Here is a 13,665-nt window from a genome sequence, read left to right as displayed (position 1 = left end):
ATGCTCGTATACTTCAACGGTAAGCTGGTGCCCGCGGAAGAGGCCCGGGTGTCCGTCTTCGACCACGGCCTCCTGTACGGGGACGGGGTATTCGAAGGGATCCGCGCCTACGGAGGCCGGGTGTTCAAGATGGAGGAACACCTGGTGCGCCTGTACGAGTCGGCACGGGCGATCATGCTAACCATCCCCATCGGGATCGAGCAGATGGGGGAGGCCATCTACTCCACCCTGGAGGCTAACGGCCTCACGGATGCATACATCCGCCTGATAGTGACCCGCGGGGAGGGAGACCTGGGGCTCGACCCGCGAAAGTGTACTTCCCCCAACGTGATCATCATCACCGACCATATCGCCCTGTATCCGCCGGAACTGTACCGGCAGGGGTTGCGGGCCATGACCGCTTCCACCCAGCGGGTGGGGGTCAACGCCCTCAACCCCCGCGTGAAATCCCTTAACTACCTGAACAACATCCTGGCCAAGCTGGACGCCGTGCTGGCGGGGTATCCGGAGGCCATCCTGCTCAACCCGGAGGGCTATGTGGTGGAGGCCACCGGCGAGAACATATTCATCCTGCGCCGGGGCGTCCTCATCACGCCTCCGGCGTTCGTGGGCATCCTGGAAGGGATCACCCGCGCCGCAGTGATGGAACTGGCCCGCGGCATGGGTGTCCCGGTGGAAGAGAAGCTTTTCTGCCGGCACGACCTGTACGTGGCCGACGAGTGCTTCCTCACCGGCACCGCCTGCGAGATCATGCCCGTGGTGGAGGTGGACGGGCGCCAGGTGGGAACGGGTAAGCCGGGGCCGGTCACGCAGCGGCTCACGGAAGCCTTCCATGAGCTCACCCGCAACGCTCCTTCCTCAACGCGGGGTCTGGTAGGGGCGCGAGGTGGAGGCGAGCGATCATGAGGAGCGACGTCATCAAGAGGGGACCGGAACGAGCTCCCCACCGTTCCCTTTTGCGTGCCCTGGGCCTGGGCGACGACGACCTGGCCCGGCCCCTGGTGGGGATCGCCGTTTCCTGGGGCCAGTTGGTGCCCGGCCACATGCACCTGGGGACCCTGGCCGAGGCGGTGGCCCAGGGCGTCCGGGAGGCGGGAGGAATCCCCCTTCCCTTCGGTGTTCCGGGAGTGTGCGATGGCCTGGCCATGGGTCACGCGGGCATGCGGTACTCTCTTCCCAGCCGGGAACTCATCGCCGACTGCGTGGAAGTCATGGTCCAGGCTCATGCCCTCGATGCCGTGGTGCTGGTGGCCAGTTGCGACAAGATCGTGCCGGGCATGCTCATGGCTGCGGCCCGCCTGGACATCCCCGCCATATTTTGCGGGGGAGGTCCCATGCTGGCGGGGAAACTGGGAGACAGGAGGCTTGACCTCTCGGACGTCTTCGAGGCGGTGGGGGCCCATGCTGACGGACGGCTGGACGCAGCTGGCCTGCGCGAGGTGGAAATGGCCGCCTGTCCGGGTCCGGGTTCGTGCGCGGGTATGTTCACCGCCAACACCATGGCTGCCATGGCGGAGGCCCTGGGGATGGCCCTGCCCGGCAGCGCCACCGTGCCGGCCACCTCGAGCCGTCGCCTGGCCCTGGCCCGGGCCACGGGAAGGCAGGCGGTGGCGGCCTGGCGGGCGGACCTGCGCACTTCCCGTATTGTCACTCCCCCGGCGGTGGCGAATGCCCTGGCCGTGGATATGGCCCTGGGGGGTTCAACCAACAGCATCCTGCACCTGGGGGCGATCGCGGCCGAAGCGGCGGTGAGGTTCGACCTCGAGCTGGCGGACCGCATCAGCCGCCGTACCCCCCACATTTGCCGACTCAGTCCCGCCGGAGACCTGTTCGTGGAGGACCTGGACCGGGTGGGTGGTTTGCCGGTGGTGATGAGGGAGCTGTACGAGGGCGGCCTGCTGGAGGGTGAAGCCCTCACCGTGACCGGAGCCACCGTGGCCCAAAACGTGCGGAACGCGCCCGGCCCCGACGGTCAGGTCGTGCGTCCTCTGGCCGACCCCTGGGCGAGCACGGGTGGCCTGCGCGTGCTGTACGGGAGCCTGGCGCCGTCCGGGGCCATCATCAAGACGGCCGCACTTGCCCCCGAGGCCTGGCGGCAACAGGGCCGGGCACGGGTGTTCGATGGAGAGGAGCAGGCAGTCGAAGCCATCCTGGCAGGCCAGGTTGAGGCCGGGCAGGCGCTGGTGATCCGGTACGAGGGTCCTGCGGGCGGCCCCGGGATGCGGGAGATGCTGCAGGCCACGTCCGCGCTGACGGGTCGAGGGCTGGAAGGCAAGGTGTTCCTGATCACCGACGGCCGTTTCTCCGGGGCCTCCCGGGGCGGGGCCGTGGGACACGTCAGCCCGGAGGCGTACGCGGGCGGGCCGCTGGCCCTGGTGGAGGACGGCGACCTCATCTCACTGGACGTGGCCGCTGCCCGGCTTGACCTGCTCGTTTCTGAGGAGGAACTCTCCCGGCGTCGGGCCGCCTGGCAGCGCCCGGTGCGGGAAGTGCCCGCGGGCATCCTGCAACGCTACCGGGCACTGGTGACAGATGCCGCCCGCTGTGCGGTCTTGACCGCGTCCACGGGGGGCGAACGGCGATGACGGGAGCGCAGTTCCTCTGGAGTTCGCTGGTTGAGCACGGGGTCGAGGTGATATTCGGTTATCCGGGCGGGGCGGTCATCCCCGTGTACGACGTGCTACCCCCGTCGATCCGCCACGTCCTGGTACGACACGAGCAGGCGGCCGCCATGGCCGCCGACGGTTACGCCCGCGCCACGGGCAGGCTGGGGGCCTGCATCGCCACCTCCGGACCGGGGGCGCTCAACCTCCTGTGCGGACTGACCAACGCCTTCCTGGATTCGGTGCCGGTGCTGGCCGTCACCGGTCAGGTTCCCACCGGCCAGCTGGGGCGGGATGCCTTCCAGGAGACGGACATCTTCGGGGCCACCATGCCCCTTACGAAGCACAACTACCTGGTGAGCCGGGTGGAGGATCTGCCCCGGGTACTGAACGAGGCGATATACCTGGCCCAGGCGGGGCGCAAAGGGCCGGTCCTGGTGGATTTGCCGCGCGACGTGGCGGAGGGAGAGGTCCCGGCCGGAGTCGATGCCACCCCCCGGCTGCCGGGATACAAGCCCCGTCGGGACGGCCACCCCGCCCAGGTGGCCAGGGCGGCGGAGGCACTGGCATCGGCAAGACGGCCGCTCCTCTTGAGCGGGGGCGGGGTGAAGTGGGCGGAAGCCGGCCCCCTCGTGGTGGGTCTGGCCGAGAAGGCTGGCCTTCCCGTGGCCAGCACCCTCATGGGTCTGGGGACGATGCCGGCCGATCATCCCCTGTTCCTCGGGATGATAGGGATGCACGGCACCGTGGCGGCCAACCGGGCTGTCCAGGAATGTGACGTGCTGCTGGCCCTGGGGGTGCGGTTCAGCGACCGGGTGACGGGAAAACGGGAGGCTTTTGCCCAGGGAGCCCAGGTCATTCACGTGGACGTGGATCCCGCCGAGCTGGGAAAGAACGTGCCCGCGCACATTCCCATTGTGGGAGACGTGGGGCGGGTGCTGGAGGCCCTCATCCCCCTGGTACCGGAGAGGCGCAACGACGAGTGGCTCGCGCAGGTAGGTTCCTTCCGGTGTCGGGCGGGGCAGGATGGCATGGGCGTGCGCGTCGTGCGGGCCCTGGCCAGCGCTACCGGCGACCTGGCCCGCCAGGGCCGCCTGGTACTGGTCACTGACGTGGGTCAGCACCAGATGTGGGTGGCGCAGCACTATCCCTTCTATCATCCCCGTACCCTCCTCACCTCGGGTGGCTTGGGGGCCATGGGATACGGCCTCCCTGCCGCCGTGGGAGCCCAGGTGGGGTGCCCGGATAAGACGGTGGTGCTGGTGACGGGAGATGGGAGCCTGCAGATGAATCTGCAGGAACTTGCTACCGTGAAGCAGGAGCAACTTCCCATCAAGATAGTGCTTCTCGACAACGGCAGCCTGGGCATGGTTCGTCAGTGGCAGGACATGTTCTTCGGGGGCAACCTGGTGGCGGTGTCCCTGCAGGGACCCGACTGGTTGGCGCTGGCTCAGGCGTATGGGATCAGGGCCTGGCGGGTCACTGATCCCGGCGAGCTGGAAGACGGTTTGTCGGCGTTGCTGGCCGAGCCGGGGCCCGGGCTGCTGCACTGCCTGGTGCCCGCGGACGAAAAGGTGCTCCCCATGGTACCCGCCGGGGAGCCTCTGGCCCGCATCATCGTGAGCTGGTGAAGGGGGTGATGAGGCATGAAGCGCACCTTTTCCGTGCTGGTGGAAAATCAGCCCGGTGTTCTCGCCCGGGTGGCCGGCCTGTTCGGCCGGCGGGGATTCAACATTCAGAGTCTGGCGGTGGGTGTCACACAGGACCCCTCTCTTTCCCGCATGACCATCGTGGTGGACGGGGACGAGCACGTCCTGGAGCAGGTGCAGAAGCAGCTGCACAAGCTGATCAACGTGATCAAGGTGTCAGCCCTCGAGGAACCCGATGCCATCGGCCGGGAACTGGCGCTGGTGCGGGTGCATGCTCCCCCGGCCCAGCGGGCCGCCATTATGCAGGTTGTGGATATTTTCCGGGCCAAGATCGTGGATGTTGCCCGGCGCAGCCTGGTGATCGAAATTACCGGGGACGAAGACAAAGTGTCGGCCATGGTGGAACTTCTGCGCGAGTTCGGGATCATGGAAGTGGTCCGCACGGGCAAGATCGCCATGGCCCGTGGCAGCAAGGAATCGAGAGGAGGTATGTGGCATGGCCAGGGTACTGTACGACCGGGACGCCGACCTGGGGCGGTTGCAAGGCTTGCGGGTAGCCGTGTTGGGCTATGGCAGCCAGGGAAGTGCGCAAGCGCAGAACTTGAGGGATAGCGGCATCGAAGTGGTGGTTGGCCTCCGTCCCGGCCCCTCGTGGGATCGGGCGAGTGGGGATGGCTTCCGGGTGGCGACGCCCGCGGACGCGGCGGCGGCGTCCCAGGTGATCATGTTCCTCCTCCCCGACCACCAGCACCGCCAGGTGTACGAAGAGCAGGTACGACCTCACCTGGGGGCAGGGAAGGCCCTGGGGTTCGCCCACGGCTTCAACATCCTGTACGGTCAGGTGGTCCCCCCGCCCGACGTGGACGTGTTCATGGTGGCCCCCAAGGCCCCCGGGGCGCTGCTCCGCCGCCTGTACCTGGAGGGGGCCGGCGTCCCCGCCCTTCTGGCGGTGCACCAGGACGCGTCCGGGTCTGCCTACCCGATCGCTCTGGCTTACGCCAGGGCCATAGGGTGCACCCGGGCCGGAGTGATCGAGACCACTTTCCGGGAGGAGACCGAGACCGACCTCCTGGGCGAGCAGGCGGTGCTGTGCGGTGGGGTAACCGCGCTTATCAAGGCCGGCTTCGAAACCCTGGTGGAGGCAGGTTACCAGCCTGAAATCGCCTACTTCGAGTGCCTCAACGAGCTCAAACTGATCGTGGATCTCATCTACGAGGGCGGTATCACCCACATGCGTCGCGGGGTCTCCGACACCGCCAAGTACGGCGACCTCACCATGGGGTCGCGCATCGTGGGTCCGCAGGTCAAGCAAGCCATGAAGGAAGCGCTGACCCGCATCCAGTCGGGAGAGTTTGCCCGAGAGTGGATCCTGGAGAACCAGGCCGGCCGGCCCGTCCTTACCAGCCTGATGGCGCGGGAGGCCGCCCATCCTATCGAGCAGGTGGGCGAGAAGCTGCGGGCCATGATGCCCTGGTTGAAGGGGGCCCGCCGCTAGGTCAGCGGGACGCCGGGCGGTCACGTCCCGGTTGTGCCGGATGGTCTTCAGGGTGGCGTGCGGCGGGTAAAATAGAGGGGGCCGGTCCTGGCCGAGGTTGACAGGTAGCTGCTTCCTCGTCTAGATTAAAAATGTAATTCAGGCAAGGCCGGAGCCAGCCGGCCTTGCGCCCTGTCTTGGAGGAGGTGGCATCTGTGGACGCTGTCTTTCTGGCCGGTGGACAGGGAACCAGGTTGCACCCCTTGACGGAGACTCTCCCCAAGCCCATGGTGCCCGTGGCCAACCAGCCCTGGCTGGACAGGCTGGCGGCCAGTTGCCGGGCGCAGGGAGTGGGTCGCATCCTGTGCACGGCGTGCCACCGCTGGGAAGTGATCCGCGACCACTTCCGCGGCCAGGGGCTGGACGAGTGGATCTCGCTGGTGCTGGAGACGGAGCCACTGGGGACGGGGGGTGCTATCCGCAACGCTGCCTTCGGCCTGCAAGAACCCTTCCTGGTGTTCAACGCCGACGTGGTCTCGAGTGCGGAACTGCAGGCCCTCTACCGGTTCCACCTGGAACGGGGGGCGGCGGTGACCATTGCCCTTACACCGGTTAGCGACCCTTCTCCCTACGGGGTGGTGGACCTGGCCCCCGACGGGCGTATCAGGCGCTTCGTGGAAAAGCCCCGCCGGGAGGAGGCTCCCAGCAACTACATAAACGCAGGAATTTACGTGTTTGATCCCCGCGTGCTGGAGATGATCCCCGCGGGGCGGGCGGTTTCAGTGGAGAGGGAGACCTTCCCCGGTCTCATCCAGGCTGGCTATCCGGTGTATGGGTTCCCGGTGGTGGGGTACTGGAATGACCTGGGAACCCCTGCGGGCTACCTGCAGGTGCACAGGGACATCCTGCAGAGTCGCGCCGCTATCCCCCTGGCCGGGACTCGGCAGGGGGGAGGCTGGATAGGGGACAACGTGGTGATTGAGCGGGGCGCCCGCCTGGTTCCCCCGTTCGTGCTGGGGGATGGTTGCCGGGTGGAAAAGGGCGCTCAGGTTGGTCCCTGGGTGGTGCTGGGCCCGCGGGTCAGGGTGGGGAAGGGTGCCCGCCTGCAAGACACCGTGGTGTGGGCCGACGCCATCGTGGGCGAGGGAGTATCCCTCGAGCGTGCGGTGGTGGGATACGGTGCCGTGGTGGAAGACGAGCGCACCGCCGCCGTCGGCGTCATGGTCCGCTGTTAACGCGCCGCCACCACTGTCGGGCCGAGGACGAGGCTGTAGGTCAGGTCGCTCGCCATGTTGGGCAGGGCGAGGGAGAGCGGGTCACAGGGGGAGGGTAGTGCCGAGTCCCTTCTCCAGTGCCCGGCGGTAGACGGCCTGGGCCACGGCCATGTCCTCGATGGCCAGGCCCAGATTCATGGACATGATGCGCTGAGCGGGGTTGGTGCGGGCCGGCTTGCTGCCCACGACCACCTCTCCCAGGTCGGCGTGGGGGTCAGGGCACCCCGCGAAGTAGCCGCTTTCGCGGTAGTAGAGGTACTGGGCGGTGTCGTCGGTCACGAAGTAGTCCATGGCGTACATGCTGGCGGGGGTGAAGTAGGAGTCGAAGTCGAGGGGTACCGCCAGCACGCCCGCACTCAGCCAGTCGGGCCCGATGACGGGGGTGGGGTGTTTGAGGATGGGCCCGGCGGTGACCACGATGTCGCAGCCTTCCACGGCGTCCCGCGGCGTATCGACGGGCACGATCCGCACGCCGGTAGCCGCCTGCATTTCGCGGGCGTAGGCGTCCCGGCGCTCGGGGACGATGTCGTAGGCACGCACCTCCCGGATGTCGCGCACGTGCCGCACGGCCTCCAGGTTGGCGCGCCCCTGCACACCCAGGCCGAGGATACCCATCACCCGGGCATCCGGGCGCGCCAGGTACCTGGCCGCCACGGCGGTGGCTGCGGCCGTGCGCACCGCCGTCACCCAGCTGCAGTCCATTACCGCCCGCGGAATGCCCGTCTCGGGATCGTTGAGGATGATGAGACCACTGATGTAAGGTAGCCCGCGGGCCTGATTCTGAGGATAGCCGGAGACCCACTTCATACCGGCCGCACCCATGCGGCTGAGCCAGGCGGGCATGGCATGGATGAAGGCATCCCCCGCCGGGTGCAGCCCCGGTTTGGGCGGTACCTCCACGAAGCCCCCACCCTTTTCCCGGAAGGCCTGTTCAACCAGCTCGATCACCTCGGGCATGGTGAGGCCCACACGCTCCACGTCCGCGCGAGAGAGGTACAGGATCTCGCCCACGCCTGCTTTTGCCATCATCACCACCAGCCTTCCCCCGGTAATGTCTTCTGGTAAGGGGATCGGTTCCGGGCTCCCATTCGCCTGCGGTCGCCGGTTTCCCTGCCGGTTGTCCGCGGGCGTGCTATGATGGGGTGCGGGACGGTGGGTGGCGGTGGGAATGTGGATGCGATTCACCGCGGGGGAGAACGAGAGCGGGATGCGGGTGGGCGCGGCCCTGCGCGCCCGGGGTGCGTCGCGCGGACTGTTGCGGCGTCTGAAGCGGGCTGGCGAGGTCACGGTGAACGGCCGGCCGGTCCGCCTGGACCACGTCCTGCACGCCGGTGATCAGGTGGAAGTCAGGGGAGACGCCGGCACGAGGACAGTCGCCGCCGAGGATCTCCCTCTCGAGGTGGTGTACTGGGACCATCACCTGCTGGTGGTGAACAAGCCGGCGGGGATGCTGGTGCATCCCGCCCACGAGAAGGCGGGCACCCTGGCCAACGCGGTGGTGGCATGGCTGGCGGCACGTGGAGCGGACGCGGTCCCCCGCCCCGTCAACCGCCTGGACCGGGGGACTTCGGGGCTGGTCGTGTTTGCCCTGTCCCCGGTGGTGGCGCACCGTCTCTGTCTCCTGCGCGAAAGGGGAGAGATGAGGCGGGAGTACCTGGGAGTGGCGGAGGGGGTACCCGCGCGCGCGGAAGAGCGCGAAGTGGAAATCGTTGCCCCGGTAGCGGGGAAACCCGCCGTAACCGCATATCGCGTCCTGCGCCACTGGGAGAATGCCAGCCTGCTCCTGGTGACCCCGCGGACGGGACGCCTGCATCAGATACGGGTCCACCTGGCCGGGGTGGGACATCCCCTGGTCGGAGATACCCGCTATGGTGCCCGGCCGTGCCCTGCCCAATCGGGGCCCGCACCCGGCGCAGAGATGCCGGTCGTGCACATGAGCAGACCAGCTCTGCACGCCTGGAGGATCAGCTTTCCCCATCCGGTGGAGGAAACTCTCTTACGGTTGAGGGCTCCCCTCGCCGACGATATCCGGTCGCTGATCCGGCAGCTGAGTTCTTCGCCTGCGCCTCAACACCGGGCGCCGGACCGGTAAGGGCGCGGCCCCTGCTCCATGGGGGGGAACGATGGTGCCGAAGCCCTCGCCGATCACTTCGGTGGCGTCCTGCACCACCATGAAGGCGCCGGGGTCCAGATGGCGTACCTGCTGCTTGAGACGGGCCAGTTCCCGGCGACTGAGCACGGTCATCACCAGGCCCTTCGACCGGCCGGTGTACGCCCCGCGCACGTCGAAGATGGTGGCTCCGCGCTCCAGCACCGAGGTCACGTAGTGGGTAAGGGGCTCTATGCGGTCGGTAATGATGAGCACAGCCTTGGCCCGGTTGGGTCCCTCCTGGATGAGATCGGCCACGCGGCCGCCCACGAACGTGACTATCAGGGCGTACAGCGCCGTGTCGGCGCCCAGGAGGAATCCAGCCGCCGCCAGCACGATGCCGTCGGCAACCAGGTAGGTTTCCGCCACGGTGACGCCGCGCTGGTGCCGGAGGTGCTGGGCCAGGATGTCCAGGCCGCCGCTCGACCCGCCGGCTCGGAACATGAGTCCCAGCCCCACACCGTTCACGACACCTCCGTAGAGGGACGCCAGGAGGAGGTCGGGCATGGGGAACCTGACCGATCTGGTAAGTATCAGGGCGCCGGTAACCAGGCCGGCACCCACCACCGTCCGGAGGGTGAACCGCCCGCCCAGGGAAAAGTAGCCCAGTATGAGCAGCGGCACGTTCAGGAGCAGGTAGAGTACGCCCACCGGCCATCCCGTAAAGTAGTGCACGATCACGGAGACGCCGGAAAGTCCGCCTTCAGCCAGACCGTTGGCCACCACCAGGCCGTTCAGCCCCACCGAGAAGATTCCCGCCCCAAGCGTGAGCATGATAACGCTGCGCAAACGGTCGCCCATCTTTGTCTCCATTCCGGTGTCAGAACGTGGCACTGCGACGACGACGCGGGTTTGCCCGCGCCGATTATACCACGGGCGGGGGTACCGGTGCCTGCTGCCCCCCGGGCAGAAATAGGCGTCCGCGCCGCGGCGGTGCCTTGTTCGTTAGGGGGTGATAACCTCCCGGGGGCTCATATTATGTGACCAGGATGTGGGGACTGAAGGTGGAAGACCCTGTGTCGGGCCGCCAGTCGCCCGCATATTCTGTAGCAGGTGAGAAGGAGGTGGAAAAGGTGGAAACCAAGGCTCCGGGTCCCGGTCCCTGGTGGCACTGGCTCATCATCCTGGCAGTGTTCACAATCGCCGTCCTTGCTCTGTGGTGGGTCTAGGTGCCAGTGTGGTGCCTCCGGTGAGTGAGCCGACCCACGGGGGTCGGCTCGAAATATTCCGGGCAGAGTTCGGGATGCAGGAGGTTCACTGGCATCCCCGGCAAACGGGCAGCCCCGAGGGCATAGAGTCAGTAACAGGGCCCAGGTTGCCTGCCATTATCCGGCTACACCGTAGGGAGAGCGGGCGCGAACAGCTTGCGGATGACCTGGTAGAAGGGACGGAGCCTGGGGTACATGTGCCGGTAGACCTGGCTGTACAGGACGTCGTACACGGCCGCAGCCTCGCGCCGGGGCTCGAAGACGCGCCCGGTGCGGGTCATCTCCCGCACGGAAGTAGCGAGGTCGGGGTGTAGCCCTGCGCCGGTGGCGGCCAGGACTGCGGCTCCCAGGCCGGAGGCCTCCGGCACGTGGGGGCGGGAAGCGGGGAGGTTGAAGACGTCAGCGGTGATGTGCATCGCCAGGTCGCTGTTCGACCCTCCCCCGCATACCCGCAGTTCCCTGACGGGCACCCCCGTCCGCCGTTCGATACGCTCCTTCCCTTCTCTCATGGCATATGCCAGTCCTTCCAGGAGGGCCCGGTACAGGTGGGCGCGGCCGTGAAAGCTGCTGAAGCCTATTACTGCCCCCCGGGCCTCGGGTCCGGGGAACCGCAGTCCAGGAGACCAGTACGGTTCCAGCACCAGGCCCAGGGACCCGGGAGGGATTCCCTCGGCCAGGCGGTCCAGGACTGCTTCGGTGGGCAAACCTTCGCGTTCGGCGGCGGATTTCTCCGGCCAGGCGAACTCCTCCTTGAACCACGACACCATCCAGAAACCACGGAAAACCTGGAACTCCAGGTTGTATGCCCCCGGGATGGCGCTGGGATAGGGCGGGATGAGCCGGATAGGCTCAAGATAGCGGGGGGAGGTGACGCTCACCGTGGCCGTGGTACCGTATCCGATGCACCCCATGGAAGGCTCCAGGCATCCGGCTCCCAGCACCTCGCACGCCTTATCGGACGCAGCGGCGATCACGGGCAGTCCCTCGGGGATGCCGGTCATCGCGGCAGCCTCTGCCGTCACCTCTCCCAGCTTCTCCCCCGGGGGTACCAGTTGGGGGAGGGTGTCCCTGCGCACAGGGAGGGCCTGCCATTTCCAGTCGGAAGGGGCCGCCCAGGTCAGCCGGCGGTAGTCGAAGGGGATGTAGCCCACCTGGCATCCTACGGAGTCGACGAAGCGCCCCGTCAGCCGGTAAGTCAGGTAGCCGGAGAGGAGCAGGTAGTGGGCAGTCCGCTCCCAGACGTCGGGCTGATTGGCCCACAGCCAGTTGGCCTCGGCCTCGGCCTGCAGGTAGGTCAGCGTGTCCCGGAGGCCCGCCAGACGGAAGAGCAAGCCCCAGCGGCCTCCCACCCGGGGGAATCGCTGCGCCCGGCGCTGGTCCGGCCAGAGGATGGCCGGGCGGAGGGGTTGCCCACTGGCATCCAGGTTGACCACGGTGGCCCTCTGCGTGGTCAGCGTGACCGCCGCCAGGGCCTGGGGTGGGATTTTGCCCTGATCCCACAGAGTCTGACAGGCCTGGGCAGTTTTTTCCCAATACTGAGTGGGATCCTGCTCTGCCCACCCCGGGTATGGCGAGTAATACGGGGGAACCAGGGGGACCCGCGCTTGCAGCACGAGGTTCCCACGCGGGTCGAAAATCAGGGCGCGGACGCTCTGCGTCCCTACATCGATGGCTAGGATCATTTCTCTGCCCATGACTCTCTCCTGCTCCCTGCGGCGGGGGAGGGGCTGTATGCCGACTGCCACAGTTCTGCATACCGCTTGACTTCCCATTGCCACCGGGCGTCGTCCCAGCCCAGGGCGGGCTGGACGAGGGGCCGGATGCGCCCCAGCAGGGGAATTCCACCCTGGGGAAGCTGAATTCCCAGGCGCACGCGTCGCAGGAGCAGGTCGTCCAGGTGCACGACGTCTTCGGAGGAAGCGGCCCAGCGCAGTTCCGCCCACAGAGTATTCGTCCCCGGAACGGGGTGGAGTTCTTCCGGGCGCGCCCCCCGGACCAGTGCCAGGGCGTCCGGCCCGTAACGACCCACGAGGCGGAGCCAGATGGCATGGTCCATTTCGGGGAGGTCGGAGGTCGCAGCGAGGTCAACCGTGACGGGCCTTTGGACGACAGTCACACCGCCCTTGCGGCCGGGACCCAGACGTTTTTGCGCCCTGCGCACCGCGTCACGGGCCAGCACCTGGAACGTTGTCAGCTTGCCGCCGGCCACGGTCACCAGCTCCTCCACCCAGACCACGTAATCTCGGGATTCTCTGGAGGGGTCCTTTTCCCCTGTTCCCACCACCGGGCGTACCCCGGAGAAGGTGGCCAGCACGTCGTCCTCGGACAGGTCCAGGGAGGGGAAATGGTGCCGGACGGCTGTCAGCAGGTACTCTGCCTCGGCGGAGCTGATGCAGGGCTCTGCTTCCAGGTCTTCTGCGTGGTCCACGTCGGTAGTACCCACCAGCGTGACCCCCTCCCAGGGCAGGACGTATAGGGGGCGGCCGTCGCCAGGATGGAACACGTTTATGCCCCGGGTGACGGGGAGGCGCGAGGCGGGAAAGATGAGATGGCTCCCGCGCAGCAGGCGGAGGCGGGGCCTCTTTCCCAGGCGGCACCGCAACTCATCCGCCCAGATGCCGGCGGCGTTGACGACCACCCTTGCCCGCACCTCCGCAGTTCGTCCGGTTACCACGTCCCGGACGACGACCCCTTCTACGGGACCGCGGCTGCAGCGACGAAACTCCTCAACCCGGGCATAGTTCAGCGCCGTGGCCCCGTTCCTCATTGCCTCCCTTAATACCCGCAGCACCAGCCGGGCATCGTCGGTCAGGGCGTCCCCGTACGAGAAGCCCCCCAGCAGGCCTTCGGTGCGCGCGTGCGGGGCCAGCTTCTCGAAGGCGGGTCGGGCGTGGTAGCGGTGGCCGCGACGCATGGCAATGAGGTCGTATATGATGAGGCCAATTCGCAGGAGCGTGACACCCACCGGGTCACCTCGATACACAGGCAGCAGGATACCGAGGGGGATTACCAGCCCGGGTGCGTCCCGGAGCAGCCTCTCCCGCTCCCGGACGGAGTGCCAGGTGACCCTGATCTGGCCCTGCTTGAGGTAACGCAGGCCGCCGTGGACGAGCTTGCCGGAACGGCTGGAGGTTCCCCAGGCGAAGTCGCGTTGCTCCAGCAGCAGGGTGCGATAACCCCGGCGGGTGGCTTCCCGCAGGATGCCGGCCCCCGTTATCCCACCTCCGATGACCACCATGTCCCACGGTTGAGCAAGGAGATCCCAGCGTTGGGCGCGGTCGCCCTGCACGGGTACCACCCCCTATCGT

At 67.5% G+C, this 13,665-nt stretch carries 11 protein-coding genes and 1 pseudogene; 8 read left to right on the top strand and 4 right to left on the bottom strand.

Annotated features, from left to right (window positions below):
- From ilvE to AB1446_10545, 6 genes and pseudogenes are all read left to right on the top strand, one after another.
- On the top strand, nucleotides 1-906 hold the full coding sequence (gene ilvE, locus AB1446_10570; GenBank protein MEW6547337.1) for a branched-chain-amino-acid transaminase: 906 nt from the start codon (nucleotides 1-3) through the stop codon (nucleotides 904-906).
- Nucleotides 903-2,585 (top strand): dihydroxy-acid dehydratase, encoded by a 1,683-nt coding sequence (gene ilvD, locus AB1446_10565; GenBank protein ID MEW6547336.1) that lies wholly within the window; start codon nucleotides 903-905, stop codon nucleotides 2,583-2,585. The genes ilvE and ilvD overlap by 4 nt, the downstream gene beginning before the upstream one ends.
- Nucleotides 2,582-4,234 (top strand): biosynthetic-type acetolactate synthase large subunit, encoded by a 1,653-nt coding sequence (ilvB, locus tag AB1446_10560; GenBank protein MEW6547335.1) that lies wholly within the window; start codon nucleotides 2,582-2,584, stop codon nucleotides 4,232-4,234. The genes ilvD and ilvB overlap by 4 nt, the downstream gene beginning before the upstream one ends.
- A gap of 15 nt (nucleotides 4,235-4,249) precedes the next feature.
- A pseudogene (gene ilvN / locus AB1446_10555) lies at nucleotides 4,250-4,726 on the top strand (acetolactate synthase small subunit).
- Between the two features lie 22 nt (nucleotides 4,727-4,748).
- On the top strand, nucleotides 4,749-5,747 hold the full coding sequence (gene ilvC / locus AB1446_10550) for a ketol-acid reductoisomerase (GenBank protein ID MEW6547334.1): 999 nt from the start codon (nucleotides 4,749-4,751) through the stop codon (nucleotides 5,745-5,747).
- Between the two features lie 194 nt (nucleotides 5,748-5,941).
- Nucleotides 5,942-6,961, top strand: coding sequence for an NDP-sugar synthase (locus AB1446_10545; protein MEW6547333.1), 1,020 nt, complete (start codon nucleotides 5,942-5,944; stop codon nucleotides 6,959-6,961).
- 81 nt (nucleotides 6,962-7,042) lie between these two features.
- Here the strand turns inward: AB1446_10545 and AB1446_10540 are convergent, their stop codons facing one another.
- Nucleotides 7,043-8,026: an ornithine cyclodeaminase family protein gene (locus AB1446_10540; protein MEW6547332.1), complete on the bottom strand. Its 984-nt coding sequence runs from the start codon at nucleotides 8,024-8,026 to the stop codon at nucleotides 7,043-7,045.
- A 148-nt stretch (nucleotides 8,027-8,174) separates the two neighbouring features.
- Between AB1446_10540 and AB1446_10535 the strand changes: the two genes are divergently transcribed.
- Nucleotides 8,175-9,092: an RluA family pseudouridine synthase gene (locus AB1446_10535; protein ID MEW6547331.1), complete on the top strand. Its 918-nt coding sequence runs from the start codon at nucleotides 8,175-8,177 to the stop codon at nucleotides 9,090-9,092.
- Here the strand turns inward: AB1446_10535 and AB1446_10530 are convergent.
- Nucleotides 8,997-9,950 carry a YitT family protein gene (locus tag AB1446_10530; protein ID MEW6547330.1) on the bottom strand — a complete coding sequence of 318 codons (954 nt, stop codon included), beginning with the start codon at nucleotides 9,948-9,950 and terminating at the stop codon, nucleotides 8,997-8,999. The genes AB1446_10535 and AB1446_10530 overlap by 96 nt on opposite strands.
- 179 nt (nucleotides 9,951-10,129) lie before the next feature.
- Between AB1446_10530 and AB1446_10525 the strand changes: the two genes are divergently transcribed.
- Nucleotides 10,130-10,318, top strand: coding sequence for a hypothetical protein (locus tag AB1446_10525; protein ID MEW6547329.1), 189 nt, complete (start codon nucleotides 10,130-10,132; stop codon nucleotides 10,316-10,318).
- Between the two features lie 164 nt (nucleotides 10,319-10,482).
- Here AB1446_10525 and AB1446_10520 read toward each other — a convergent pair whose 3' ends face one another.
- Together AB1446_10520 and AB1446_10515 are read right to left on the bottom strand one after the other, a co-directional pair.
- Nucleotides 10,483-12,051, bottom strand: a complete 1,569-nt coding sequence (locus AB1446_10520) for an FGGY-family carbohydrate kinase (GenBank protein ID MEW6547328.1) — start codon at nucleotides 12,049-12,051, stop codon at nucleotides 10,483-10,485.
- Entirely contained in the window at nucleotides 12,036-13,646 is a 1,611-nt protein-coding gene (locus AB1446_10515; protein MEW6547327.1) for a glycerol-3-phosphate dehydrogenase/oxidase, read from the bottom strand. Before AB1446_10515 ends, AB1446_10520 begins: the two co-directional genes overlap by 16 nt.
- Nucleotides 13,647-13,665: the final 19 nt, after the last annotated feature.

The sequence above is a fragment of the Bacillota bacterium genome, from assembly GCA_040757085.1.
Classification (GTDB): Bacteria; Bacillota; Sulfobacillia; order JACIYH01; family JACIYH01; genus JACIYH01.
This window is presented reverse-complemented; position numbering and strand designations above follow the sequence as displayed.

What these genes read in the sequence shown, in the direction of transcription:
- AB1446_10520 (MEW6547328.1), bottom strand. Translation starts at nt 12,051, where the DNA reads ATGGGCAGAGAAATGATCCTAGCCATCGATGTAGGGACGCAGAGCGTC.
- AB1446_10540 (MEW6547332.1), bottom strand. Translation starts at nt 8,026, where the DNA reads ATGGCAAAAGCAGGCGTGGGCGAGATCCTGTACCTCTCTCGCGCGGAC.
- AB1446_10535 (MEW6547331.1), top strand. Translation starts at nt 8,175, where the DNA reads ATGCGATTCACCGCGGGGGAGAACGAGAGCGGGATGCGGGTGGGCGCG.
- ilvD (MEW6547336.1), top strand. Translation starts at nt 903, where the DNA reads ATGAGGAGCGACGTCATCAAGAGGGGACCGGAACGAGCTCCCCACCGT.
- ilvB (MEW6547335.1), top strand. Translation starts at nt 2,582, where the DNA reads ATGACGGGAGCGCAGTTCCTCTGGAGTTCGCTGGTTGAGCACGGGGTC.
- AB1446_10530 (MEW6547330.1), bottom strand. Translation starts at nt 9,950, where the DNA reads ATGGGCGACCGTTTGCGCAGCGTTATCATGCTCACGCTTGGGGCGGGA.
- ilvC (MEW6547334.1), top strand. Translation starts at nt 4,749, where the DNA reads ATGGCCAGGGTACTGTACGACCGGGACGCCGACCTGGGGCGGTTGCAA.
- ilvE (MEW6547337.1), top strand. Translation starts at nt 1, where the DNA reads ATGCTCGTATACTTCAACGGTAAGCTGGTGCCCGCGGAAGAGGCCCGG.